At 61.0% G+C, this 24,662-nt stretch carries 20 protein-coding genes; 5 read left to right on the top strand and 15 right to left on the bottom strand.

Going from position 1 to position 24,662, the window contains the following annotated elements; translation table 11 throughout:
* Positions 1 to 31: 31 nt before the first annotated feature.
* Positions 32 to 1,327 carry an SGNH/GDSL hydrolase family protein gene (locus ACCO56_RS08805; RefSeq protein ID WP_433639658.1) on the bottom strand — a complete coding sequence of 432 codons (1,296 nt, stop codon included), beginning with the start codon at positions 1,325 to 1,327 and terminating at the stop codon, positions 32 to 34.
* A 173-nt stretch (positions 1,328 to 1,500) separates the two neighbouring features.
* Between ACCO56_RS08805 and ACCO56_RS08800 the strand changes: the two genes are divergently transcribed.
* On the top strand, positions 1,501 to 1,809 hold the full coding sequence (locus tag ACCO56_RS08800; protein ID WP_433639656.1) for an EthD family reductase: 309 nt from the start codon (positions 1,501 to 1,503) through the stop codon (positions 1,807 to 1,809).
* 56 nt (positions 1,810 to 1,865) lie between these two features.
* Positions 1,866 to 2,294, top strand: coding sequence for a hypothetical protein (locus tag ACCO56_RS08795; RefSeq protein WP_433639655.1), 429 nt, complete (start codon positions 1,866 to 1,868; stop codon positions 2,292 to 2,294).
* 59 nt (positions 2,295 to 2,353) lie between these two features.
* On the opposite strand, the gene ACCO56_RS08790 is transcribed toward ACCO56_RS08795, so the two are convergent.
* The 7 genes from ACCO56_RS08790 to ACCO56_RS08760 form a co-directional block, all read right to left on the bottom strand.
* Complete coding sequence (locus tag ACCO56_RS08790; protein ID WP_433639653.1) at positions 2,354 to 2,872, bottom strand: DUF995 domain-containing protein; 519 nt, start codon at positions 2,870 to 2,872, stop codon at positions 2,354 to 2,356.
* Positions 2,873 to 2,997: 125 nt separating this feature from the next.
* A complete protein-coding gene (locus ACCO56_RS08785) occupies positions 2,998 to 3,978 on the bottom strand; it encodes a glycoside hydrolase family 26 protein (protein ID WP_433639847.1) in 981 nt (326 codons plus the stop codon).
* Positions 3,979 to 3,991: 13 nt separating this feature from the next.
* On the bottom strand, positions 3,992 to 4,543 hold the full coding sequence (locus ACCO56_RS08780) for a DUF995 domain-containing protein (protein WP_433639651.1): 552 nt from the start codon (positions 4,541 to 4,543) through the stop codon (positions 3,992 to 3,994).
* Positions 4,530 to 5,960, bottom strand: a complete 1,431-nt coding sequence (locus ACCO56_RS08775) for a UDP-glucose dehydrogenase family protein (RefSeq protein WP_433639649.1) — start codon at positions 5,958 to 5,960, stop codon at positions 4,530 to 4,532. Before ACCO56_RS08775 ends, ACCO56_RS08780 begins: the two co-directional genes overlap by 14 nt.
* Entirely contained in the window at positions 5,957 to 7,825 is a 1,869-nt protein-coding gene (locus ACCO56_RS08770; protein ID WP_433639647.1) for a glycosyltransferase family 2 protein, read from the bottom strand. The genes ACCO56_RS08775 and ACCO56_RS08770 overlap by 4 nt, the downstream gene beginning before the upstream one ends.
* Entirely contained in the window at positions 7,822 to 8,808 is a 987-nt protein-coding gene (gene galE / locus ACCO56_RS08765; protein ID WP_433639646.1) for a UDP-glucose 4-epimerase GalE, read from the bottom strand. The genes ACCO56_RS08770 and galE overlap by 4 nt, the downstream gene beginning before the upstream one ends.
* Entirely contained in the window at positions 8,808 to 9,821 is a 1,014-nt protein-coding gene (locus ACCO56_RS08760; protein WP_433639644.1) for a UDP-glucuronic acid decarboxylase family protein, read from the bottom strand. The genes galE and ACCO56_RS08760 overlap by 1 nt, the downstream gene beginning before the upstream one ends.
* A 456-nt stretch (positions 9,822 to 10,277) precedes the next feature.
* Between ACCO56_RS08760 and ACCO56_RS08755 the strand changes: the two genes are divergently transcribed.
* Both ACCO56_RS08755 and ACCO56_RS08750 read left to right on the top strand, forming a co-directional pair.
* Positions 10,278 to 10,703 carry a hypothetical protein gene (locus tag ACCO56_RS08755; protein WP_433639642.1) on the top strand — a complete coding sequence of 142 codons (426 nt, stop codon included), beginning with the start codon at positions 10,278 to 10,280 and terminating at the stop codon, positions 10,701 to 10,703.
* A gap of 11 nt (positions 10,704 to 10,714) precedes the next feature.
* Positions 10,715 to 11,854 (top strand): helix-turn-helix domain-containing protein, encoded by a 1,140-nt coding sequence (locus ACCO56_RS08750; RefSeq protein WP_433639639.1) that lies wholly within the window; start codon positions 10,715 to 10,717, stop codon positions 11,852 to 11,854.
* Positions 11,855 to 12,142: 288 nt separating this feature from the next.
* On the opposite strand, the gene preA is transcribed toward ACCO56_RS08750, so the two are convergent.
* From preA to ACCO56_RS08735, 3 genes are all read right to left on the bottom strand, one after another.
* Positions 12,143 to 13,456, bottom strand: coding sequence for an NAD-dependent dihydropyrimidine dehydrogenase subunit PreA (gene preA / locus ACCO56_RS08745; RefSeq protein WP_433639638.1), 1,314 nt, complete (start codon positions 13,454 to 13,456; stop codon positions 12,143 to 12,145).
* A 2-nt stretch (positions 13,457 to 13,458) separates the two neighbouring features.
* Positions 13,459 to 14,823 (bottom strand): NAD(P)-dependent oxidoreductase, encoded by a 1,365-nt coding sequence (locus tag ACCO56_RS08740; protein WP_433639636.1) that lies wholly within the window; start codon positions 14,821 to 14,823, stop codon positions 13,459 to 13,461.
* A gap of 163 nt (positions 14,824 to 14,986) precedes the next feature.
* The gene (locus ACCO56_RS08735) at positions 14,987 to 16,519 is read right to left on the bottom strand and encodes a trimethylamine methyltransferase family protein (RefSeq protein ID WP_433639635.1); all 1,533 of its coding nucleotides are present in this window, start codon (positions 16,517 to 16,519) and stop codon (positions 14,987 to 14,989) included.
* A 145-nt stretch (positions 16,520 to 16,664) separates the two neighbouring features.
* Between ACCO56_RS08735 and ACCO56_RS08730 the strand changes: the two genes are divergently transcribed.
* Positions 16,665 to 17,249, top strand: coding sequence for a hypothetical protein (locus ACCO56_RS08730; RefSeq protein WP_433639634.1), 585 nt, complete (start codon positions 16,665 to 16,667; stop codon positions 17,247 to 17,249).
* 276 nt (positions 17,250 to 17,525) lie between these two features.
* Here the strand turns inward: ACCO56_RS08730 and ACCO56_RS08725 are convergent, their stop codons facing one another.
* The 4 genes from ACCO56_RS08725 to ACCO56_RS08710 form a co-directional block, all read right to left on the bottom strand.
* Positions 17,526 to 20,231 (bottom strand): dipeptide ABC transporter ATP-binding protein, encoded by a 2,706-nt coding sequence (locus ACCO56_RS08725; protein ID WP_433639632.1) that lies wholly within the window; start codon positions 20,229 to 20,231, stop codon positions 17,526 to 17,528.
* A gap of 312 nt (positions 20,232 to 20,543) precedes the next feature.
* Positions 20,544 to 21,743: an ABC transporter permease gene (locus ACCO56_RS08720; protein ID WP_433639630.1), complete on the bottom strand. Its 1,200-nt coding sequence runs from the start codon at positions 21,741 to 21,743 to the stop codon at positions 20,544 to 20,546.
* An 11-nt stretch (positions 21,744 to 21,754) separates the two neighbouring features.
* Positions 21,755 to 22,792 (bottom strand): ABC transporter permease, encoded by a 1,038-nt coding sequence (locus ACCO56_RS08715; protein ID WP_433639627.1) that lies wholly within the window; start codon positions 22,790 to 22,792, stop codon positions 21,755 to 21,757.
* A 121-nt stretch (positions 22,793 to 22,913) separates the two neighbouring features.
* On the bottom strand, positions 22,914 to 24,566 hold the full coding sequence (locus tag ACCO56_RS08710; RefSeq protein ID WP_433639624.1) for an ABC transporter substrate-binding protein: 1,653 nt from the start codon (positions 24,564 to 24,566) through the stop codon (positions 22,914 to 22,916).
* Positions 24,567 to 24,662 lie beyond the last annotated feature (96 nt).

The raw sequence follows: 24,662 nt of genomic DNA, 5'->3' as shown, positions 1-24,662 counted from the left end.
GCGAACGGTCGATCACCGACACCCTCGTCTTTCAATCTTCCGCCAGCAGCTTCAGATCGATCGCCTCCGCCATCGCCTTGTAGCCGGCGTCGTTGGGGTGAAGATTGTCACCCTTGTCATAGGCCTTCTGGATCTGTTTCGGATTTGCCGGATCGCGCACCACGGCGTCGAAATCGATAACGCCGTCGAACGCCTTGCTGTTGCGGATCCATTCGTTGATTGCCACCCGCTTGGCCTCCTTCTCCTCACTGTAATAACCTTCGAGCGGGGTTCCTTTAAAAGCGACAGCGAAGGGCGTGAGCGTGGCTCCGATGATGCGGATGTCGTGATCATGCGCACGAGCAATGAGTTGCTTGTAGCCATTGATGACATCTTCGGCCGACGGTGCAGGGCCGCTGTCGAGCGGCGAGTCCGGCCAGCCTATGTCGTTGATCCCCATCATCAGGATAACGGTGTCGACTTGCGGATGGCTTAGGACATCCTCGTCGAACCTCGCAAGAGCGTTCACGCCCATCCGGTCGCTGAGCACGCGCGCGCCCGATATGCCTTCGTTGAGCACCGCGACGGGCGGGCCACCTGCTTCCTTCAGACGCTCGGCCAAGAGATCGGGCCAGCGATGATTGGCATCGGCGGTCGAACCATCGCCATCGGTGATCGAGTCCCCGAAGGTGACTATGGCACGCGCATCGTCCGCCGCATCGACGAGAATGCCGTTCAGGAACAGCCGGGAAAGGGTGGTGGCATCCGGCTTGAAGTCGGCATCGGCCGTCTTGTCGCCTGCAACGATATAAGCGGTCTGTCGGCCGTCCCAGTGCATCGTGGTGGTCGGTGCCACCTTCGGCAGGAAGAGGCTGATCGCAAGGCTCTCCAAAGGCTCTACCTTGAGATCGATCGGGTCACTCACGACCGGCGCGCCCGGCGGGATGGTCACGGTCTCCTCGCCGCCGAAGGTCACCGCCTTATTGGACCCTGCCTTGACAGTCGCCTCGCCATCGGAAAGCCCGACACGCACCGGCCCGATGGTCAGCGGCATGTCGCCATATTCGTTCGACAGGACGATGCGAACCTTGTCGCCGCCGATGGACACGCGCGCCACCTGCCTGATCGTCTGGTTCCAGAGATTGCGGGGAAACTCGAGAGGGGCGAAAAAGTCGGGGCCCCACACCGGTTGCGGACTTGCCGTCCAAGTGCCGATCCACTCGTTGTCGGCCGCCGCAGGCGAAGCGGGAACGGCTGCAAACGCGATGGTCAACGCGATGGAAGCACCGCCCAGCCAAGAAGCGTTCCGCCTCGACTGGAAATGTTCTAGCTGATTTCCGGACGCCACTGATCTTCCTCCTCCGAAGCATCAGCCCGCCGCCCGCGAGGATTGATCCCGAAAAACATGGAGCGCGCAAGACTCCAACCGCTCTTCTCTTTGCCTTGTACCCCGACTTTAGTTCTGTTGTGCCGGTCACAAAGGAAAAGCATTGTTCCTCAATTCAGAACAGGAGGAAGGCCATGGCCAGATTAGTAGCGCTTTACAAGACCCCGAAGGACAAGGATGCATTCGATCGGTACTACCACGCAACCCACGTGCCGCTAGCCAAGAAGATACCTGGACTGAGGGAATACGACATCAGTCAGGGCGCCATCCAAACGCCATCCGGCCCAGCCGATGTCCATCTGGTGGCGACGCTGGCCTTCGATTCCCTGCAGGCGATCACCAGCGCGCTCGAGTCCCCTGAAGGCAAAGCCGTTGCGGCCGATCTCGGTAATTTTGCCGATGGAGGCGTCGAGCTTTACATGTTCGACATCAGGGAAATCTAGGATATCCGCCCCCGGGTCCGATTGAGCGTTCTTGCGGTTTCACGAGGGACACCGAGATGCACCAATTTGCCGAAAATTTTCAGGAGAATCCGGCAAGAAGCTTAAATCGTGCGCCCTATATGGTTCTCCAAGGCAGAAATATTGGAGGCCAACAGATGACGCTCAACAAGTTCTTTTCGAACGCGCAACATAATGGCCTGAAATGGATGACGACAGCGGCAACTCTGGTTGCGGCGTCTGCAATGCTTTCCTCGAACGCGCAAGCGGGAGAAATTCGGAAGCCGAAACAAGAAATGCGATCGGTTTATCTTGTCAAATACCGGGCCCATGACGGCGTTCGTTATGCCAAGAATCCTGACGGCAGGATCGTGAAGATTTCGGCTTCGCAATATCGCGCCAGCAATCCCTACGTCTGCACGCCTAGCGGATTCGGTCAAAAAGCACGCTGCTATACTCGGAGCAGGCTCAATCGACCAGATATTTGAGAATGACCCGGCGATGAAACAGAGCTGCCGCAGCCTGAGCGGCTGGGCAGCTCTGTTCGTTATCGGCGAGTGGCTTTGATACGTGAGACGTCGTTGCTCACCCGATCGCCCTTGACCAGTTTGCGCGCCTCGTCGTCGCTTTTACCCGGGTTGTTCCGGAAAACGTACCATTTCCCGCCGAGCGAAGGCTTCTGGTAGATGACGCCATTCTTTTCGCGGTGCAGGAAACACTTGGTCGCAGCGCCACTACCATCGAGGCCAGACCAGATGGCCTGGAGGCATAGCTTTCCGGCATCCGTCGCGTACCAGCGGCCCTCTCCGTAGGATCGCCCGACCCCTCTGCCCGCCCAGCCGACGAAGCGTTTCCGGTCGGTGGAAAAGAACCCGCCGCCGGTTTTCCATTTCCAGGTGCGGTCAGCATAGAGCTTTTCAAGCGCGACGGCCTTCATCGGAGACGCTGCCATTGCGAGTTTCGTCATCGCGGCGTCTGCGTTTAGTCTCGGAGCGGCGCTGGCATTGCCGGCCACCAAGAGCGCGGAAAGTGCTGCGGTCACGAGAGCGGAACGAATTGAATACATTTTTACTTCCTGTCGAACGAGGCAATTCCGGTGCGAACGCACGTTCGGAATCGCGTGGAAACAAGTGGGGGTGAACAGATCGGGAGCGTGGTGACACGCCCAACCGCTCTGTCGAGGTTCATGGATCAGTCGAGCGGGTGGTTTGCAACGCGCCAGTCGGGCAGGCCAACGTTCCTTGGCCACGGATAGACTTCACGATCGTTGAAGTAGACAACCGCGGTCAATGCAGGGAATTCGGCATGTGGCTTGTTGGCTTCCGCAGCCCAATTCCGCACGTAGTCGTCGTTGCCTTCATAGCCGAGCTCCGCAATGGCGATCGGCTTGCCGAAGCTTGTCACGCGATCATAGCCGGGCTTGGTACGCTCGACGAACGTCGTATCGCGACCGACCTCCAGCTTGTCGTAGGGCTGATAGCCGAAAACCGACAAACCGATGATGTCGACATAGTTGTCTCCCGGATAATAAGCTTCCAGGCCCTCCTCCCCTTTCGGAGACCACATGTATTTCGCCGACGGCAGATGCTTGCGGCAGATGTCGACCACATGTTGGTAGGCTTTCACATAACCTTCGGCCTTCCAGAATGACCACGTGAACTGCCCTTCCTTGTCATCCATTTCCTGAGCCCAACGGATCGTAACGGGGCTTTTCAGGTTCCCAGCGGCGGAACAGACGGCCGACATATTGCCATCGTAGCGGCCGCTCAGAATGCCGCTCAGAAGGTCATCCGGGCTGACCCGCCAGTCACGCGCCCATGACCATGGTTCTATGGTAATCATCAGCGAACGCCCACGCTCAAGCGCATAGGCGTCCGCGGCACTGAGGCTGGCCAGATCCACGTCCTCCCATGGGAGGAACAGGTGTTCGATCCTGGAATTGGGATCGTTCGTAAAGTCGCCATGCGGATCATAGGCGCCGGGCGTCAGTGATTGCGGCGTGATGACCGGGCGTTTGTCATGAAATGTGTCGAGCGGATCGGCGCCCGTACTTTCGCCGGACGGATCGCGGGTGTCGACGCTCGCGCCCGAAACCCCTCTGGCGGCAAGAACACCACCGGAAATCAACACGCAGCCAAGCAAAGCCGCGGTTATCTTAAAGAGACTTTTCATCGCCCCTACTTCCTTATTGTGCGGATGGCTGGACCGCCTCAAGAGCGGCCTTCAGGCTGTCGCGTTGTCGAGAAACCAAGTCTTGTGAGACCAGTTTGCTGGCCTCGTCGTCTTCGCGAGGCCGGACATGGCGGAATACATACCAGGCACCATCGGGCTCACGTTTTTGATAGATCGCGCTTTTGCCCACGCGGTGCGAAAAACAGGTCTTAGCCGGAAATGCGCCCTGTTCGGTATGCCATGTCGCATCGAAACACATCCGACCCGTCTCGGTGACGAGCCAGCGACCTTCCGCCCAGGATTTACCGTTCTCGCCGTCGGCCCATGCGCTAAACTGCCGGGGTGATGCCTTCATCTGGCCGGCGCCATCTTCCCACCGCCAGCTCTTGTCTCGATAGATCTCGTAGATCTCGCCCGCCGTCATGGGACGTGTTCCTTCCGGCAGAACAGTATCCTGCACAGAAGCGGCAACGGCCGGAGCAATACTCGATAGAGCCCATGCGGCTGCCGCAAGCATCCGGACACTCGGCAGGACTCGGGCCATTTCGAACCTAGAGATCGCCATTGACCCCTCCCACCATTTCGAAATGAGCACCTTCCGTTTCGCGCACTCGATGAACGTGGCCCGCCGCATACGGCAGCGCGTCTGCCGCAGCAGCTTCGTGCCGGACCGTGGTTGAGCGGCCGATGGCCGATACACGAAAGCCGACTGCTTCCGCGACACCTGGTTCAAATGCATTTCTAAGATCGATCAAGATCGGCTGGCGCATGGCCTTCTTCAAGCGGGCCAGATCGAGTTTGCGGATGCTGTCCCATTCCGTGATAACGACAACGGCATCCGAGCCCTGCGCGCATTCATAGGCGTCGTCAAAGAACTCGACGTCCGAGAGTATGCGGTCGGCATTCTCCATACCCACCGGGTCATGGGCCCGGATATTGGCGCCGAAACGCTGAAGGGTTTCGATGAGGGGAACGGATGGCGCGTCACGCATGTCGTCCGTATCGGGCTTGAAGGTAAGCCCCAGAACCGCGATGGTCCGGCCTTCGACATCGCCGCCCAGAGCGTCTGTCACCTTCAAAGCCATGCGGCGCTTGCGCGCTTCGTTGGCGGTGACCGTTTCTTCGACGATCCGCAGGATCACGCCGTGATCCTGGGCGGTCCGCAGAAGCGCCATCGTATCTTTCGGAAAACAGGACCCGCCATAGCCGGGACCTGCATTGAGGAAGCTTGCCCCGATGCGCTTGTCGAGCCCGATACCTAGCGCCAGTTGGCTGACGTCGCTGCCGACATGCTCGCAAAGATCGGCCAGTTCATTGATGAAGGTGATCTTCGTGGCGAGGAACGCATTCGCTGCATATTTTATCAGCTCCGAAGTGCGGCGCTGCGTGACAATGATCGGCGTCTTTCGCGCCTCGAGCGGTGCTCCATACAGATCCAGGAGAGCCTTGCGCGCACGCTCGTCCTCGACACCGATCACGACCCGGTCCGGTTCCAGGAAGTCACCGATGGCGACACCTTCGCGAAGGAATTCGGGATTGGAGGCCACGGAGAACGTCCCTGGCTTTCGCACCGACCCGACGATCTTCTGCACGACATCGCCCGTGCCCACCGGAACGGTGGATTTCACGACCACAACGGCATTGTCGTCGATGAGGGGGGCCAGTTCACGTGCAGCCATATAGACGAACGACAGATCGGCATCGCCGTGACCGGCACGCGGCGGCGTACCGACCGCGATGAACACGACTGCCGCGCCTTTCACCGCTTCGGCGAGATTGCAGGTAAAGCGCAACCGGCCGGCAGCAGAATTGCGTTCCACCAGTTCGTCCAGACCTGGTTCGTAAATCGGCACGACACCCCGCTCGAGACCGGCGATCTTGCCGACGTTTTTGTCCACGCATACGACTTCGTGGCCCCAGGCGGCGAAGCAGGTCCCGCTGACCAGTCCGACATAACCCGTTCCAATGACTGCGATTTTCATGTGCGTCCTTTGCCTCCTATTGCTGAATTTGAACCGCTGGCTCCATTCGTACGCCAGCGCGGATTGAAAACGGTCTTGTGAACGTCGCGGCCGCCAATGCCTGCCCCGGCAACCGAAAAGCGATCATCGAACAGAGTGAAACTCGTCGTACCCCAGGCGAGCGCCTCGATCCCGTCACGGCCTCGTTCGAGCGAGGCGAAGCTGGGCAGCGCCGCAAGAGCAAGCAGGCTCGTCGCGAGTGCCGGCCGATAGACCCGCGATCGGTAGCGAACCGTATTCTCGCGTGCATGCTGGAATACGATGACGAAAAGGAGGACCGCGTAGATCAGGGCATTGATGATGGCGAAGACATAGAAGCCGCGGCTGCTCTCGCTGGCATCCGGGATGAGCAATACCGGCAGGATCGAGCAAATCGCCAGGAACCCGTAGGGTGCAAGCACACGGACCGGCAAGGGATCCACGTCGGAAGCACCTTTCGGCGTCACACGGAAATCCACGAAGGAACCCGTCGACCAGTCGCGCAACGCCGCAAGCGTTCCAGCTACCGCCCAAGGCCAGCGCGCGAACAGAAACAGCGTCATTTCGAGGCTGAGCACTTTCGCGTCGTAGGGACGGAACGTGCCGGAAGCGCGCCAGCGAAGGGCAAGCCCGATCAGGATGATAGCCTGAGGCAGGAAATGCTGCAGGAAATCCGGATAGGTGACGCCGACGAAATTTTCCCCGAGCACGAGCGCGACGGTCGGCAAGATAAACATCAGCGCCATGAACAGAGAGAACAAGGGATACCAGAACTGCGAAAACACGAACTGGAATTTCAGCCGCGGCGGCAGGGTACGCACGAGCCTCGGCGAATATTGCAGTAGGATCGTCACAAGGCTGCGCGACCATTGAAATTCCTGCGTCACCAGATCCGCGAAGGTGCGCGGACCATCGCCATGGGCTATGGCGTCGACTGCATGAACCCCGCGCCAGCCGTAGGAATTCATCATGAGTGTCGTAGAATGGTCTTCTGCCAGTTCCGGGCCAAGACCGCCGATTTCCCTCAGCGCCTGTGTGCGGACCGCATAATGCGAACCGATGCAAAGCGGAGCGAGGCCATTGTTGTAACCGGCCTGCAATGACCCATGCATGCTGGCTTCGGCGTAGAGACGCCCCCGGGCCGACCAGCTTTCCGCAGCGTTGCGATCGCAAATGCTGGGCGCCGAGACATAACCCACCGCAGGATCGGCGAAGGGACGCAGCATCTGGAACAGATAGCCCGGTTCCGGCACATGATCTGCGTCGAGCTGCACCACGAAATCATAGCGCTCATAGCCGTAGTGGTCGTAGAAAAAGGCGAGATTGCCTTCCTTGCAGCGCGTGCGGCGCGGCCACGTGTGGCGGTGATAATCCTCGCGTCCCTTGCGCGTGGAAACGAAGACGCCATGTTCGCGGCACCAGGCGAGCGTGGCTGGCGAAGGATCCTCGTCGGCTAGCCATGTGTCGTGCGGCACATCCTGCGCCAGCATGGCTCGCAAGGTTTCGGCCACCACCTCGAACGGCTCGGAGGGAGCCTTGGTCACGACCATGGCGATGCGACTGCCTGCGGGCAGATTCAGCGGGCCGTCGGGCCGGCGAGCGCGAAAGAACAGCACGATGAAATAAGCGGGCAGCAACGTGACCCAGGCCAGGATCGCCGTCACAAGGATGGAGCCCCAAAGCCGCACGTGGTTGGCGGGCTCCAGCCACCAGTGCCAGAAATAGACGAGCGCCGCGGCCCAAAGTGCCGCACCGGCCAGGTACTCCGCGCGTCGCCATCCGGAAAAGACCGGCACCATCAAGGGCGCGCTCCGGGAAACGCCGTCGTTTGCCCGACGCGTTTTCATGCCCGCAGCTCCAGGCCGAAAAAGGGAGCAGCAGTGCGAATGATGGTATCAAGGTCGGAATAGACAGCCCGAAAACCGAGCTTTTCAGCAGCGAACGTTGGATCCGCATAGAGAACCGGCGGGTCGCCTGCCCGGCGCGCACGCATCTCGACCGGCACATTGCGGCCGGTCAGCCGGCTGATCGATTCGAGGATTTCGCGGATGGACGTGCCGCGTCCGGTCCCGAGATTGGCAGCCAGACAGGCGCCCCCGCCGATCAGATGTTCAACGGCCAGCACATGCGCGCGCGCCAGGTCGGCGACATGGATGTAATCGCGGATGCAGGTGCCGTCCGGCGTATCGTAATCGTCGCCATAGACTTCCAGGAAGTCGATGCTGCCCGCCGCCGCCATCATCGCCCGCGGGATAAGATGCGTTTCCGGACTATGGGACTCGCCCAGTTCGCCATCGATATCGGCGCCGGAGGCGTTGAAATAACGCAGCGCCACATAGCGCAGCCCATAGGCGGCCGAATAATCGGCCAGCATCTGCTCGGCGATCAGCTTGGTGCGGCCGTATGGGTTGATCGGGTGCTGGGCCTCCCCTTCACGGATCGGGAGACGATCGGGAATGCCATAGGTCGCGCAACTCGACGAGAAAATGAGATTGCGCACGCCCGTCAGCCGGCATGCTTCCAACAGGGACTGCGTGCCGTTGACGTTATTCCGATAGTATTTCGCCGGATTCTCGACGGACTCTCCCACATAGGCCGATGCGGCGAAATGGATCACCGCGATCGGATCGTGTTCCTCGATCGCCGCGACCAGCCGCTGCGTGTCGAGAATGTCACCTTCGAGGAAACACCCCCAGCGAACGGCCGCGCGATGCCCCGTCGAGAGATTGTCGTAGACGACAGGCTCATAGCCTTGCCTGGACAAGAGCTTGGCGGTGTGGCTGCCGATGAAGCCTGCGCCCCCGACGACGAGTGCTTTCTGCTTGGTCATCACGCAACCTCGGCGAGTTCCTCGGCGGGCCGCGCCAGTTGACGTTCGAAGTAAGCGATCGTCGATTTCAGGCCATCGTCCAAGACGACGGCAGGCTGCCATCCCAGTTCGCGCTTGGCCACGGCGATGTCGGGCCGCCGCTGGCGCGGATCGTCAACAGGCAACGGACGATAGACGATCCTGGAAGACGAGCCCGTCACCTCGACGATCTTCTCCGCCAGCTCGCGCACGGTGAACTCGCCGGGATTACCGAGATTGACCGGCGTTTGGATGGCCGGTTCGCTGTTCATGAGACGGAAGAAGCCCTCGATCAGGTCATCGACGTAACAGAAGGAGCGCGTCTGCGAACCGTCGCCATAGACGGTGATGTCCTCCCCCTTGAGTGCCTGCACGATGAAATTCGAGACGACCCGGCCGTCATCGGGACGCATACGCGGTCCGTAGGTGTTGAAGATGCGCACGATACGAATGTCGACGCCGTACTGCTTATGGAAATCATGGAACAGCGTTTCGGCAGAGCGCTTGCCTTCGTCGTAGCAAGAGCGCGGCCCGAAGCAATTGACGTTGCCCCAATAGCCTTCGGGCTGAGGATGTACATGCGGATCGCCATAGACCTCCGAAGTGGACGCCTGGAAAATCCGCGCCTGATAATGTGCAGCCAATTCGAGAAGGTTGAGCGAACCGATCACGCTGGTCTTCATCGTGTGGATCGGATCGGCCTGATAGTGCGGCGGCGACGCCGGACAGGCAAGATTGTAGATTTCATCCACCGGCACATCGATCGGATCGACGATGTCGTGACGGACATAGCTGAACGTGTCGAAGCGCAACAGATGGCGCAGATTTTCCATCCGTCCCGTAGAAAAATTATCCACGCAGATGACGGACCGACCCTCGCGCAAAAGACGCTCGCAAAGATGAGATCCAAGAAACCCCGCGCCGCCCGCGACAAGTACCCGAGGCCCAGAAGAATACACACGGCTTCTTCTTGGAGAATTGAACACAATCTCCATAACAATCTCCAGAATGTTTGATCAATTCCCTCGAAGAAGCCAATGACAATCAATTGTGCCAATCCGGCTTGCTTCAGCGATTAATTTGACTTGTTCCTGACGTGAATTTGACGGTTGCTGATATCGCTCCGCCTACTTGGTTGCGATATCAGGGAATCCGGAAACTTCTCAAAACGTCCATTTTTGCGGATGGCGACCGGCCAAGCTGTTTGCGACCGAGACGCTGCAGGTCCAGACGGTCCGGCTCGCGGGAGCGAACTAACGACAGGACCTCAATCCTGAACGGGGAGAACCATTCATCGATGGTTCAGGGTCGGTTGGATAGCGGTGGAGCAATCGTCAGTTGGCGGCGACATATGGACAAATTCATAAGTTGCGCTCTTAATGCCAACGAACGCTGACGCCGTACTCGCATTGAGGTTCAGTCTAAGCTCAATTGACTGGGAATTATAAAATTTGATTTTATTGGAAGAAACTAACAAAATACAACACAGTCTCTTGTCATCTCAGATTGTTGCTGATCAAGTATTAAAAAAATTTCTTCGTGTAATTCAGAGCAAGGGAAGGGCCTTCTGGCCTACCGTTATCGGTAACGCCATCGTAATCTATTCTTTCTGCCTACCTTGGATCGGCGCGCGCTACTTTCATGGCGATAAATGGGGCTGGAAAAACGGCCTGATCGTCTCGGCCGCAAGTTTTGCTTTTATGTCGCTCTCCTGCTCGAGTTGGCAGGGCAGGACTGTCGCCTATGCCGCCGAACAGTCCATTCCCATGGCAATGACAACGGCCCATCCCCTGAAACAGCACCGCGTCGACGGCCATGCCACGTTGACGCCGACCCTTGTGGGGCAGGACGTGGCCGCATTCCGGGCGGGCGCATGATTGGATACGCGATGATGCATGATGAAGACAAAGATACCCATCTCGCGTCGGAGTTTGTCGAACGTCGGCGCTGGCCGCGCGTGTCGCAGGCTCCACTTGTTCAAGAGGCGGTCCTTGGACCTTGCTTGGTCCCGCTGCGCTTTGAAACGGAAGGGTTCCCACTTGACCGGCAGTTTCCTGCCTGGCGGGAGCACATGTCCGCACTGCTAAATACGCGCTTGCCGGACAATATCGATCCCAAGGATGGATTTGCCGCCCGGCAAGCCGTGTGGAATTTGGGCGGTATGCTGTTCGTGCAACAGACCGCTCCGGCTTTCCGCTATGAACGTTCGGCAGACATGGTGCGCTTCAGCCCGATTGACCATTGGCAGATCACTTTTCTCCGCACCGGTCGCACTTGGACGGGAGTTGACGGACGTGTTGCTCAAAATGAACCGGGCATGCTGGAAATTCGCTCTCTGGGCCAACCGTTCAGCGGCCGAGCGCTGGCAACCGAATCGCTCAGTTTAATCGTTCCGGTCGATTTGTTTGCCGATGGTGGTGGCTTGCCTGCGGCATGCAACAACGTTGTCCTGGGCGGCCACCGAGTCAGACTGCTGATCGATCATCTGTCGAGTGTCGAAGCCAATCTCGATCGCTTCACGCAAGCCGACCTTCCGGGAATCAGAAACCGCATACTGGCAATGGTGGTCGACACGGTCACACCGTTGGTGGATCATAACGACGATAACGATCAGATCTCGCAAATCGGTCTTATGACGCGCGCGAGGCGCTTCATTCTGAGCAATCTGGCTTCACCCGATCTTACGCCGGACGCGCTAGCCAGGGAACTGGCGATCTCGCGAACACGGCTCTATGAGCTTTTTGAAACGTCTGGCGGCGTTGCGAACTATATCCGCCGACGGCGTCTTGCCGCAGCTCATGCGATGCTGGCAGATCCTTCCGACGCCCAAAAAGTCGGCACGGTCGCTCTGGCGGTCGGTTTCGATTCAGCCGCAAACTTCAGTCGCGCCTTCACGCAGCAGTTCGGATATAGCCCCAGCAACATACGCAAGCGCATATCCGGAGACGGTGCGCACCCGGTCGGACAGGCCGACAAGGCGCCGCAGGTAACATTTGAAAGCCTGCTGCGAACGCTCGATCTCTTTTGACCTAAAGCGTATCGCAGACAATCGGATTCAGGTGACACGCTTTAGGTCTTTGTTTTTGCCGCATTCTCGCGACGCCGACCGCCCGCCGTCGCGACTGGCGAAACCCGAGCGGCCGACTTCTCTTCCCGCGTATGGGCAAGGACAGATGTCCGGCAGGACAGTAAGGGGAACTCGCGACCGGTCAAAGATCCCCATCGGTCTCACCAAACCGCCCCGCTATCCATCGACGGCAGGGCGGTTTGGTCTCGGCTCGGCAGCCTTGCGAGCCCTGTGAGGCGAAGCGGCAGCCTATTCGGCGGCCACCTTCGCCATCGGGTTGTTGGGATGCGTCGTCCAATTGGCGTAGCTCGGCGACACGGTCTTGCCCGTCCGCTTGTCGAGCACACCCGCCGGCAGCGGCTCCATGGTGATGCAGCTTTCGACCGGGCATACATTCACGCAGAGATTGCAGCCGACGCATTCCTCTTCCATCACCTCGAAATGGCGCTGGCCGTTGACGAAGCTTGTGATCGCCTGGTGCGAGGTGTCCTCGCAGGCGATATGGCACCGGCCGCACTTGATGCAGAGATCCTGGTCGATCCGCGCCTTGGCGATGTAGTTGAGGTTCAGATACTGCCAATCTGTCACGTTCGGTGTGGCACGGCCGACAATGTCGTCGAGCGAGGTATGGCCTTTGACATCCATCCAGTTCTTCAGCCCGTCGATCATCTCCTGGACGATCTTGAAGCCGTAAGTCATGGCCGCCGTGCAGACCTGCACGTTGCCCGCGCCGAGCGCCAGGAATTCCGCCGCGTCGCGCCAGGTCGTCACCCCGCCGATGCCGGAGATCGGCAGGCCGTACGTCTCGGGATCCCGGGCGATCTCCGCCACCATGTTGAGCGCGATCGGCTTGACCGCCGGCCCGCAATATCCTCCATGGCTGCCCTTGCCGTCGATCGACGGCTCCGGCGAGAAGTTGTCGAGATCGACCGCGGTGATCGAATTGATCGTGTTGATCAGCGACACGGCGTCGGTGCCACCGGCCTTGGCGGCGCGCGCCGGGCGGCGAATGTCGGTGATGTTGGGCGTAAGCTTGGTGATCACCGGCATGCGGGTATTGGCCTTGCACCAGCGCACCACCATCTCGATATATTCGGGTACCTGTCCGACCGCCGAGCCCATGCCCCGCTCGGACATGCCGTGCGGGCAGCCGAAATTGAGCTCGATGCCGTCTGCCCCCGTCTCCTCGACCACCGGCAGGATCGCCTTCCAGGCCTCCTCGACGCAGGGCACCATGAGGGACACGACCAGCGCACGGTCCGGCCAATCCATCTTCACCTGCTTGATCTCGCGCAGATTGGTCTGCAATTCGCGATCGGTGATGAGCTCGATGTTGTTGAGGCCAAGCAGCCGCCGGTCCGCTCCCCAGATCGCGCCGTAGCGAGGGCCATTGACGTTGACGACGGGCGGTCCCTCCTCCCCGAGCGTCTTCCAGACCACTCCGCCCCAGCCCGCCTTGAAGGCGCGCACGACGTTGTAGGCCTTGTCGGTCGGCGGCGCCGAAGCGAGCCAGAAGGGGTTCGGCGATTTGATGCCGACGAAATTGTTTCTGATATCCGCCATGCTCATGCCCTCCCGTTCGTGCCGAGCGTGCGATGGATCGATTCCGCCGCATCACGGCCTTGGGCGACCGCCAAGACAGTGAGGTCGTCGCCGCCGGCGATGCAGTCCCCCCCGGCCCAAACCTTGGGCAGCGACGTGCGCCCCTCCTCGTCGACCTTGATGCGGCCGCCCTCGAGGATGACCGACGCGCCGCTTCCATTGAGTGCCACGGGCTCGAAACTCTGGCCGATCGCCTTGAATACCTGATCTGCCTGAAGCACGACGGTCTCGCCGGTTCCAGTCAGCTTGCCGTCCATCAGCGCCGTGTATTCGAGCTCGATCGCCGAGACTTTTCCAGCGTCCGCGATCACGCGCCTGGGCTGCAACCAATGACGGATGGAAACGCCATTGGCAGCCGCCAGATCCTGTTCGAATTCCGACGCGTTCATATGTTCCCTGCCGCGCCGGTAGCAGATCGTGACCTCTTCCGCGCCGAGGAGCTTCGACTGCACCGCCGCGTCCACTGCTGTCATGCCGCCGCCGATCACCACCACGCGGCGACCGACGGGAAGCGCGCCGAGATCGGTCGCCTGACGCAACGCGCCGATGAACTCGACCGCGTTTTCGACACCGTCCGCATCCTCGCCATCGGCGCGCAAGGCGTTGACCCCGGCGAGGCCGAGGCCGAGAAAGACCGCGTCATAAGTCGCGACGAGATCGGACAGGTGGAAGTCGCGGCCGAGCGCCTTGCCGTTCTCGATATTGATACCGCCGATCGCCGTCACGTAGTCGATCTCGGCTTGGGCGAAATCGTCGGTGCTCTTGTAGGCGGCGATGCCGTATTCGTTGAGGCCGCCCGACTTGGGACGTGTCTCGAAGATCGTCACGTCGTGACCGTAGCGTGCAAGGCGATGCGCCGCCGCGAGCCCGGCCGGCCCGGCGCCGACCACGGCGATCCTGCGTCCCGTCGGAGCGGCGCGCTCGTAGAACTGTTTGTGCTGGCGCATCGCCGTGTCGGTCGCGTAGCGCTGCAAACGGCCGATCTGCACCGGCTTGCCTTCCGCCGTCTCGCGCACGCAGGCTTCCTCGCACAGCGTTTCGGTCGGGCATACCCGGGCACACATTCCGCCAAGGATGTTCTGGTCGAAGATCGTCTTGGCTGAGCCGATCGGATTGCCGGTCGCGATCTGCCGAATGAACATGGGAATGTCGATCGAGGTCGGACATGCCTGCATGCAAGGTGCGTCGTAGCAGAAATAGCAACGATCGGCTTCGACCAGCGCTTCATGTGCGTCGAGCGGCGGATGCAGGTCGGCGAAGTTCTCGACATATTGGGCGGGCGCGAGCCGGCCAGCCGCAATACCATGCTTGAACAGACCCTCTGCCATTCTCACGGTTCCCCATTATTGTTTTGGTTTTGAGGTGAGGCTAGCACATTCTGTTTTTTTATCAATCGGTCAAATTTTTGGATGAAAGACTAAGCCATGGAAATAGTTGAACTATTCTGTCATCTTATAAAATTCTGGAAATAAAGAGTTTTGTGGCGCGACCCTATGGCTCCTGGTCACCGATCTCCATCTTCCGCCCTCTCACATAAGCGATGAGCTCTTCGCGGATAGCTGGATCCAGCGGCGGTTGCCGGTATTCATCGAGCGCCTTTTTCCAAAGTGCTGTCGCACGATGGGTAGCGTCGTGCCCGCCCGCCTCCGACCAGGCCTCGTAGTTCTGCCAGTTGGACAGGAGCGGCTGATAGAACGCGGTCGCGTAGCGCTCCAGCGTGTGCGGGTCCCCGAAGAAATGGCCGCCGGTGGGGACGCGGCCGAGCGCGTCGAGAGCAAGCTCTTTGTTGTCGACCTCGATCGGCCTCAAAAGCTCCATCACGTGCTGGATCATCTCGACATCGATGATCAACTTCTCGAACGATACGGTGAGACCTCCCTCCTGCCAGCCGGCCGCGTGGTAGACGAGATTGGCGTGACCGAGCACGGCGCCCCACAGGGCCATCATCGTCTCGTAGGCGCCTTGGGCGTCCGCGGCGGTGGATGCCGAGCCGGGCGTCGACCGGTAAGGCAGGCGATAGCGACGCGCCAACTGGCCGGAGGCGATGTTGGCCTTGGCGTTCTCCGGAGTGCCGAAAGCCGGCGCACCGGATCTCATGTCAACATTCGAGGTGAACGCCCCGTAAATGACCGGCGCTCCCGGTCTTACCATCTGCGCGAGCACAATGCCGAACAGCGCCTCGGCATTTTGTTGGGCAAGCGCACCTGCGAGCGTGACCGGGCTCATGGCGCCCATGAGCGTGAAAGGCGTGACGCAAACCGGCTGACCGAACTCGCTCATCGTCATCAGGCCCTCGGCCATCGCCTCGTCCAGGCGGCGCGGTGAATTGACCGAGATGATGGTTGCGACCGACGGGTCGTCGATGATCGCATCGAAGGTCAGGCCCCGGGCGATGGCAGCCATGGCGATCCCATCAAGTGCCCTGCCCCGGCCGATCGCCGAAACATGGAATGCCTTGTCGGTCAGCGTCAGGTTCGCAAGATAAGTGTCGAGATGGCGCGTGTTCGCCGGCAGCTCGACCGGCGCGCAGACCTGATTTCCGAGCATGGTTATGCAGTTGAAATGATGAGCCAGACGAACCAGATCCTGGTAATCTTGCAGGTTGCCGGCGCGCCTTCCTCTCTCCATGTCGTGAACATTCGGCGGCCCGGCGACCAGCGTGAAATTGATCACGTCGCCACCCAGATGAACCTCCCGCTGGGGATTGCGTGTCCTGAGGGCGAAACCGGCCGGCACTCTCGCCAAAGCCTCGTCGACGAGATCGCGGTCGAGCCGGACCGTTTTGTTCGAATGGTCGACCGAGGCTCCACCCGCCTGCAACAGGTCGAGCGCCCGCGAGCTCATCACCTCGATACCGAGGTTCTCCAGAATGTACATCGATGCTTCATGGATCGCCTCGACTTGGTCCGCTGACAGAAGCGCCAGCGGCGCCAAGAGATTTTCCACCCGGCGGGGTGGCAGTTGCGGGATAACCGCGCCTGTCCTCGAGTGAGCTCGTTGGGTACTTCGTCTCCGGCGGTCCATGCCGGCAATCAAACCATCGCGAGGCCTGCCTCCCTGTCGGGAATTCGTCATTTCCCGCCGGAATCGCCCTGATCCGCGGGAGTTGCGGGCCGCGTTAACGGAGCTCTAAACACTCCCTTTATTTTTCCCGCCTAACGCTCCCTCTATGCGTGTATCGAGTTTTAGTCGAATTGTTCCTGTCGCCTTCGTGCTGGCGCTGTCGGCCTGTGCCACGCCGCCACGCCACATCAACAATGTCTGCACGGTATTCGAGCAGCGGGACGGCCTCTTCAACAACTGGCAGCGGGCGGCCGAGCGCACCGAGCGCAAATACGGCATCCCCACGCATGTGCTGATGGCGACGATCCGCAAGGAATCCGGCTTCAAGAGCAACGCCAGGCCGCCGCGCACCAAGCTGTTCGGCTTCATACCGTGGAAACGCGTCTCGAGCGCCTACGGATATTCGCAGGCGCTGGACGGCACATGGGCCCAATACAAGCGCGAGACCGGTAGTTTCGGCGCCCGGCGCGGCAACTTCGCCGACGCCGTCGACTTCGTCGGCTGGTATCACTCCAAGACGGTGGACAACCACGGCGTCTCCCGCAACGATACCTACCGTCTCTATCTCGCCTACTATCTCGGCTGGTCGGGCTACAAGCGCGGCAACTGGGGGGCCGGCGTGCAGCGCTATGCCCGCGATACGCAGAAGATGGCCGACAAGTACCAGGCGCAAATGCGCCAATGCCGATAGTACCGCTCCCGGCAAAAAGGATTGGGGCAAGCCCCTGATCGGCCTGCCGGCCACTTCTCGCCGCCTGCGTCCGCCTGCGGGGAGAAGACCGCTGTCGTCTATGCTTTCGCCAATCGCCCGCCATTGGCGACTGGCGAAACCCAAGCGGCCGTCGTCTCTCACCCCGCAATGCGGGGAGAGATGTCCGGCAGGACAGTGCGGGGCAACTCGCGACCGGACCGTAGGTACAAGGCACCCTGGATGTGTCAACATCCAGGTCATTGAAATCCGGTAAGCCTATCGCGGCTTCTTTCCGAACACGCGCAGATATTCGGCTTCGCCGCCTTTGGCGAGCGCCTTGGCCTGGCGCACCCAGCTCTCGCGCTCGATGCGGCCGCGCAAGCCGAGATGGCTGTCCACCCACTCCCGCTCCGTTTTCTTCCATGCGGCGATCTGGACATAGCTGTAGATGCCGAGGCCGTGGAGCTTCGCCTCTATCCTGGGGCCGATCCCGGCGATCAGCTTCAGGTCGTCAGGCCTGTCCGGCCGAGCCGTGCCCGCCGGGCGGTTGCCGTCGTCGCGGGGCGCGATATCCGAAGACGCTCCTTCTTCGAAGGCGGACGGAACGTCGAAGTCCTCGGCCTGGCGTCCATCGCCGACCTGAAGCGGAGTGGCCGGCATCATTGCGGAGGGTTCAGTGAGCGGCGCGCCGCCGCGATCCCCGGCGGCGTCCTGCCTTTCCTCCTGACGGACGCGAACCGAGGCGGCCCTCTCCTCCACCGCTTCCTCTTCCGCGGACGCTCCGGCGTTCGCCCTCTTGCCATGCGGCCTGAGCGGCGGTCGGCCGGCAAAGCCCGGACCCGACCGGCGGCTGGAATCGTCCGGCACGATGTCGTGGGCCCCGGCGTCTGCAGGTTTGTCGAAGCTGATCACCGGTCCCATTTTCGCCAGCACCTCGTCGGTCAGCCAGCACAGGCTGCGATGGCCATTGCCGAGGTCGCGCAACGGCGGCAGCTCCGTTTCGCATCGATTGCCCGGCACGAGATGCTTGTAGCCGCAGCGCGTCTGGAAAGGACAGCCGGTTGGCGGATTCATCGCCGATGGTATGTCACCCTCCAGCACGACGTGCTTCTTGACAACGCTGGTATCTGCAATGGGGATCGCCGAAAGCAACGCCTCCGTATACGGATGATAGGGCGGCGAAAAAATCTGGTCGGTCGTTCCCTGCTCCACGATATGGCCGAGATACATGACCACCACGCGATCGGCGATGTAGCGCACCACCGACAGATCGTGGCTGATGAACAGCATGGTCGTCTTGTTGCGCCTCTGGATGTCCATCAACAGTTCGGTCACGGCTGCCTGTACCGAGACGTCGAGCGCCGAGACCGGCTCATCGGCCACCACGACCTTGGCCGCCCCCGCAAAGGCGCGGGCGACGCCGATGCGCTGTTTCTGGCCGCCCGACAATTGGCGTGGCATGCGTTCGGCGAAGGCGCGGGGAAGCTTCACGAGATCGAGCAACTCGAACATGCGCTGCTTGCGCTCCGCCGGGGTCCTGCCGACCTTGAACTTCTCGAGCGTCCGGATGATCTGCGAGCCCACCGAATGGCTCGGGTTGAGCGTGTCGAACGGGTTCTGGAACACCATCTGGATCGACGAGATCGTCTCCACGTCACGATTCTCGATGGCGGTCGACTGGATTTCGTCATTCCCGAGCGAGACCTTGCCGGCGCTCGCCGTCTCCAGGCCGAGCAGCACCTTGGCGAGCGTCGACTTCCCGCAGCCGGACTCTCCGACGATCGCCACCGTCTCGGATTCCCGTGCCTCGAAGCTGATCGCCTCGTTGGCCTTCACGACACGCCCTTCGCCGCCGCCGAAGATCTCGTTGACTGCGACCTTGTAGTATTTCTTGAGGTCGTCGATCTTGAGCACCGGCGCTCCCGGCTCGATCGGTTCGCTCTCCTTCCTCGCTCCGGCCGGCAGCTTGTTCCAGTCGATCTCGTTGAAGCGCACGCAACGGCTGAAATGGCTGTCATGCCCTTCGACCGGAATCATCGGGATCTCGTCGGCGTTGCAGACGCCCTCCACGAAGTGCTGGCAGCGCGGACCGAAGTTGCAGCCTTTCGGCCGCTCATGCGGCAGCGGCAATTGCCCGGGGATTGCGACCAGCGGCCGGGAATTCTTGTCGGCTCCCGGAAGCGGGATGGAGCGGAACAGCCCCTGCGTGTAGGGATGGCGCATGCGATCGAACACGTCCTTGACCGTGCCGGTCTCTACCGCCTCGCCGGAATACATGACAGTGATGCGGTCGCAGGTCTCCAGGATCAGGCCGAGATTGTGCGACACGAAGATCATCGACGTTCCGAACTGCTTGCCGAGACCCTTCACCAGTTCCACGATGCCAGCCTCGACAGTCACGTCGAGCGCCGTCGTCGGCTCGTCCAGCAGCAGCAGCGCCGGCTTGGAGAGAAGCGCCATGGCGATGACGATACGTTGCTGCTGGCCGCCCGAGAGCTGGTGCGGGTAGGACCGCATCATCCGCTCGGGATCGGGCAGGCGCACCGCGCGCACCATGTCGAGGGCCCGGCGGTAGGCCTCGTCCTTCGACACCTTGTCGTGAAGTATCGGGACTTCCATCAACTGCTTGCCGATCTTCATGGCCGGGTTCAGGCTCGCCATAGGCTCCTGGTAGATCATGGCGATCTCATTGCCGCGGATGGAGCGCAGCTCCTCCTCGGTCAAATCGCCCATGTCCTTGCCCTTGAAGCGGATCCGGCCGCCGACGATCTTCCCGACATTGGAGAGATCGCGCATGATGCCCAGCGACACAGTCGATTTCCCACAGCCGGATTCCCCAACGATGCCCATGGCCTCGCCGGGCATCACCGTGCAGGAAAAATCCATCACCGCCGGGATTTCGCCACGCCGCGTGAAAAACGAGATGGACAGGTTTTCGATTTCCAGGATCGGTTGGGTTGGGGTACGCACCGCCTCGTTCATCGCGGTCTCCTTTCCACGCTGCGGAAGGGTGGATTGGCGAGGTGGCCCTCCGTCACTGCCCCCCTTCTGGACCACCCCTCATCCGACCGCGCTTCGCGCGGCCACCTTCTCCCACAAGGGGAGAAGGAGGAGCTTGGCACATTCGCCCCGGCCAGTCGCAGCCGCTGGCGGCTGCCATCAACGTTGCCGCCCTCTTCCGCGCGAGGCGCGGTCGGATGAGGGGTGGTCCAGACAGCGCCGCCGATCCGTAATATGTGTGAACTTCGCAGCCTTGAGGGATGTCGGGCGACACGGATTCTGGTCAGCATCGCATCAATCCTTCAGTGATTGCTCGCGCAGCGCATCGGCCAGCAGGTTCAGCCCCAGTACGAAGGACATCAGGGCGATCGTGGGCGGCAGCGCCGGGTGGATGAAGGAACGCAGCAGGCGGCTGGCATCCTTGATCGCGGTCCCCCAGTCCGGGCTTTCCGGAGCCAGTCCGAGGCCGAAATAGCCGAGCGTGCCAAGCAGGATCGTGGTGTAGCCGATGCGCAGGCAGGCATCCACGATCAGCGGGCCGCGAGCGTTGGGCAGGACCTCCCACAGCATGATGTACCAGGGCGTCTCGCCGCGCGTCTGGGCGGCCGCCACATAGTCGCGCGTCTTGATGTCCATCGTCAACCCACGCACGATACGGAACACGCCGGGGCTCGAGGCGAACACGACGGCCACGAAGATATTGAGTTCGTTCGGATCGATCGAGATGATGCCGAGCGGGTCCTTGTCGAACACCAGCCCGAGATAGACCCACGCCCCGAATACGAAGGTCAGGACGAGTTGGATCGCGAGAAGCTGCGGCCGGTTCCTGAACCGGGTGTAGAACAGCGTGGCGAAGAAGATGATCGGGAACAGGAAGAAAAAGGCGGCGAGGCCGCGCGGAATGGACCACCCGATGCCGAGGCTTCGACCGAGCCAGGTGTCGAAGCTGAGCTCCCGGATCTCAGGGGTCACCAGCAGATAGAACAGCAGGATGACCGGGAAGGCGAGGACCAGATTGGCCAGGAACGAAAGAACCGTGTCGATGCGCCCGCCGTAATAGCCGGCGGGCAGGCCGAGCACGATGCCGACCATCAGCGCGAAGGCGGTCGCCGCAGGCGCGATGATCAGCACGATGCGGCTGCCGAACACCATGCGGCTGAACACGTCGCGGGCTAGCTTGTCTCCACCGAACAGATAGACCTGCTTCGAAGCGGGCTCGATCGCGCCGGGCAGCGCATCCTTCATGATCGGAATCTGGGTTAGGGGGTCGAAGGGCGCGATGCGTGCCGAGAAGATCGCCGTGAACAGCCAGAACAGGCAGATCGCGACGCCGGCGATCCCGACGCCGCTGTCGAAAAGCTGGCCGTAAAGCCCGAGCTTTTTTCGGAAACGGAAGCTTGTCCCCAGGACGATCGCAAGAGCCAGCCAGACCGGCCAGAACCGCGCGAGAACTCCGAAGAAGATCTGAAGCCCACCGATATACTCGATCTGCATCCCCGCCTCCCCTACTGAACTCTGATGCGTGGATTGAGATAGGCGTAGCCAATGTCGGAGATGAGCTGGGTGAGCAGCACGACGAAGACCGACACCAGCGCGCAGCCGAGCAGCAGGTCGATATCGTTGTTGCCGGCCGCCTCGACCAGAGTGAAGCCGAAGCCCTGGTAACGGAACATCGTCTCGACGATCACGACACCGGTGAGCAGCCACGGGAACTGCAGCATGATCACGGTGAAGGGGGCGATGAGGGCATTGCGCAGCGCGTGCTTGATGACCACGCCAGAAAAGCTCAGCCCTTTCAGCCTGGCGGTGCGGATATACTGCTGCGTCATCACCTCGACCATCGAGGCGCGCGTCATACGGGCAATGTAGCCGATGCCGTAGATCGCCATGGTCATCACTGGCAGCGTGAAATTGTAGAAATTGACGCCCTGCGATGTCGCGGACGCGGCCGAACCGTTCAGCCAGCCGAGCCAGGAAGCGAAGATGACGGTGAAAATGACGCCTGAGACATATTCGGGCGTCGCCGTGGTCGTTATCGACGCGACCGACAAGGTGCGATCCGTACGCGAGCCCTCGCGCATGCCGGCCAGGATGCCGATCAGCAGCGCGATCGGCACCATCGTCACCATCACCCAGAACATCAATATGCCCGTCGCGCCGAGCGCCGGGAAAAGCTTGGCGGCGACAGTCGTTTTGAACTTGGTCGAGCAGCCGAAGTCGCCTTGCAGGATGCCGGAATAGGCAGGAACGGACGGTTCGGAGCAGAAGCGGAAGCGCGGCACCGCCTCGCCTGTCGCCGGATCGATATTCGGCTGCTTCGGGACCACACCGACCCACTGACCGTAACGAACGAAGAAATTCTGCCGGTAGCCGTTGCGCTGCAGCCAGCGTTCCAGATCCTCCGCCGTCGTGCGCATTTCGGTCTGGCTGATCGCGAGCTTCTTGAGGTTCGGCTCCAGGTTGATCAGGAAGAAGACGACGAAGGTCAGGCACAGCATCGTCAATGCCATCGTGCCGAGCCGGCGCAAGATGAATGCGAGCATCAATCCCCCTGCCGCTGAGGTTGGGGCAATCCCGACGGGCAGTCGAAAGGCCGGCGGCCCGACGGAACGCGAGCGAAACCGCGAGGGCGGACTCTCTGTCCGTCCTCGCGACGCGAAGGCGTCAAGCGTCGAGCCAGACCCTGCCGTAATCGTGCTCGAACGTCGGATGCATGCCGTGGTTCTTCACGGCCTCGACACTGTGGTTGTAGAGCTTACGCCAATAAGGCTGGATGATGATGCCGGCATCCTGAAGGATCTGCTCGATATCCTTCATCATTTCCTTGCGCTTGGCGACATCGGCCACTGCAAGCGCGGCATTGAGTTTCTTATCCCATTCGGGATCGGACCAGGCGCTTTCGTTCCAGGCTTCCCCGGTCCGATAGCCGAGCGCGAGCACCTGGACGCCGAGCGGGCGCATGTTCCAGTTGGTCATCGAGAACGGGTACTTCGTCCAGTCGTTCCAGAAGGTCGAACCGGGCAGCACCGTACGCTTCACCTTGATGCCCGCCTCTCGAAGCTGCGCGGCGATGGCGTCGCCCGTGTTCTTGTGCCAGTCCTCGTCGACGGTGATGAGCTCGTGCTCGAAATCGGCCTGACCGGCCTCGTCCATCATCGCCTTGGCCTTGGCCGGATCGGCGGCGATCTTCGGCAACGGATAATATTCCGGGTGGATCGGCGCGACATGGTGGTTCTCGGCCACCTCGCCGGCGTTGCCGTAGCCGAGCTGCAGCACGATGGCGTTGTCCACGGCGAGTTGAAGCGCCTTGCGGACCTTCTGGTCCTCATAGGGCTTGTTGGCCACGTTGGTGCGCGCCACGATGGTCGAGGCCGTCACCGTCTCCGACGTCGCAAGGCCGATCCCCTCCAGGATCGACACGTAATCCGCCGACGTTTCGTGGTTGGTATGCACCTCACCGGCCTCGAAGGCGCTGACCATCGCCGCCGGGTCGGTGCCGTAATCGATGAACTCGACGCCGTCGAGATATACGTCGCCGCCCCACCACTTGCCGTCCTCGCGGCGCTTGTAGACCACCTTCTGGCCGACATCGTAGGAAACGAGTTCGAAAGGACCGGTGCCGATCGGGCAGGAAACGAAGTCACCGCCCTTCTCGTCGAAGGTCTTGTGAACCACCAGGCCGGGATAGTCGCAAAGGTTCGGAATGATGGAGATGTCGGACTGCGTCAGCTTGAGCTTGACCGTCATGTCATCGACCTTCTCGACAGCCCCCTCGCGCATCTTGCCGCTCGCCTCGTCGACAAGCGTCCCCATCCGCGCCGTCATCGAGTTGCCTTCCGCCGATTTGTCGCACCAGCGGGCGAAGTTGAAGACGACATCGTCCGCATTGAAGGCGTCGCCATTGCTCCAGGTCACGCCGGGGCGGACCTTCAGCACATATTCAGTGGCGTCGTCATTGACCTCCCACCCTTCGAGCAAATAGGGCTCGAAAGTGAATTCGCGCGTATACTTCACCAACGGCTCGATCGCTTGTCGCTCGGCGTTGGCGATTTCCGACCAGTCGGCCTTGCGTGGGTCCTTGGGATCCTTGATCCACATCGCGACCTTCAGGATTCCACCCTTCTTGGGCGTTTCCTGTGCAATGGCCGGCGACGGCGCCGCCAATCCGAGGAGTCCGTAAGCGAAAGCAGTGGAAGCGCCGAAAGCACTGGCGAGCGCCAAGAATTCGCGACGGTCCACTCCCCCTTTCCTTGCCTCTTCAGCAAGCTCCAGAATGTGATCTGGAACCTGGTCCCCATTGCTCTTGTAGAAGTTCATGACTTGCTCCCATTTTTTTGACTTGTTGCCTTACCTTCCCGCATCGCGACCATCATGTCAAAACAGCCGGACGTGGAACCCGGCCATAAATCTGCC

Source organism: Mesorhizobium sp. 1B3 (assembly GCF_050958605.1).
Classification (GTDB): domain Bacteria; phylum Pseudomonadota; class Alphaproteobacteria; order Rhizobiales; family Rhizobiaceae.
Note: the sequence above shows the minus strand (reverse complement) of the source record. Positions and strands in the feature narration are given on the sequence as shown.

Excerpts from the sequence above, each read along its gene's own strand:
- ACCO56_RS08800 (WP_433639656.1), top strand. The coding sequence starts at position 1,501 with ATGGCCAGATTAGTAGCGCTTTACAAGACCCCGAAGGACAAGGATGCA.
- ACCO56_RS08795 (WP_433639655.1), top strand. The coding sequence starts at position 1,866 with ATGCACCAATTTGCCGAAAATTTTCAGGAGAATCCGGCAAGAAGCTTA.
- ACCO56_RS08790 (WP_433639653.1), bottom strand. The coding sequence starts at position 2,872 with ATGTATTCAATTCGTTCCGCTCTCGTGACCGCAGCACTTTCCGCGCTC.
- ACCO56_RS08785 (WP_433639847.1), bottom strand. The coding sequence starts at position 3,978 with ATGAAAAGTCTCTTTAAGATAACCGCGGCTTTGCTTGGCTGCGTGTTG.
- ACCO56_RS08780 (WP_433639651.1), bottom strand. The coding sequence starts at position 4,543 with ATGGCGATCTCTAGGTTCGAAATGGCCCGAGTCCTGCCGAGTGTCCGG.
- ACCO56_RS08775 (WP_433639649.1), bottom strand. The coding sequence starts at position 5,960 with ATGAAAATCGCAGTCATTGGAACGGGTTATGTCGGACTGGTCAGCGGG.
- ACCO56_RS08770 (WP_433639647.1), bottom strand. The coding sequence starts at position 7,825 with ATGAAAACGCGTCGGGCAAACGACGGCGTTTCCCGGAGCGCGCCCTTG.
- galE (WP_433639646.1), bottom strand. The coding sequence starts at position 8,808 with ATGACCAAGCAGAAAGCACTCGTCGTCGGGGGCGCAGGCTTCATCGGC.
- ACCO56_RS08760 (WP_433639644.1), bottom strand. The coding sequence starts at position 9,821 with ATGGAGATTGTGTTCAATTCTCCAAGAAGAAGCCGTGTGTATTCTTCT.
- ACCO56_RS08750 (WP_433639639.1), top strand. The coding sequence starts at position 10,715 with ATGATGCATGATGAAGACAAAGATACCCATCTCGCGTCGGAGTTTGTC.
- preA (WP_433639638.1), bottom strand. The coding sequence starts at position 13,456 with ATGGCGGATATCAGAAACAATTTCGTCGGCATCAAATCGCCGAACCCC.
- ACCO56_RS08740 (WP_433639636.1), bottom strand. The coding sequence starts at position 14,823 with ATGGCAGAGGGTCTGTTCAAGCATGGTATTGCGGCTGGCCGGCTCGCG.
- ACCO56_RS08735 (WP_433639635.1), bottom strand. The coding sequence starts at position 16,519 with ATGGACCGCCGGAGACGAAGTACCCAACGAGCTCACTCGAGGACAGGC.
- ACCO56_RS08730 (WP_433639634.1), top strand. The coding sequence starts at position 16,665 with ATGCGTGTATCGAGTTTTAGTCGAATTGTTCCTGTCGCCTTCGTGCTG.
- ACCO56_RS08725 (WP_433639632.1), bottom strand. The coding sequence starts at position 20,231 with ATGAACGAGGCGGTGCGTACCCCAACCCAACCGATCCTGGAAATCGAA.
- ACCO56_RS08720 (WP_433639630.1), bottom strand. The coding sequence starts at position 21,743 with ATGCAGATCGAGTATATCGGTGGGCTTCAGATCTTCTTCGGAGTTCTC.
- ACCO56_RS08715 (WP_433639627.1), bottom strand. The coding sequence starts at position 22,792 with ATGCTCGCATTCATCTTGCGCCGGCTCGGCACGATGGCATTGACGATG.
- ACCO56_RS08710 (WP_433639624.1), bottom strand. The coding sequence starts at position 24,566 with ATGAACTTCTACAAGAGCAATGGGGACCAGGTTCCAGATCACATTCTG.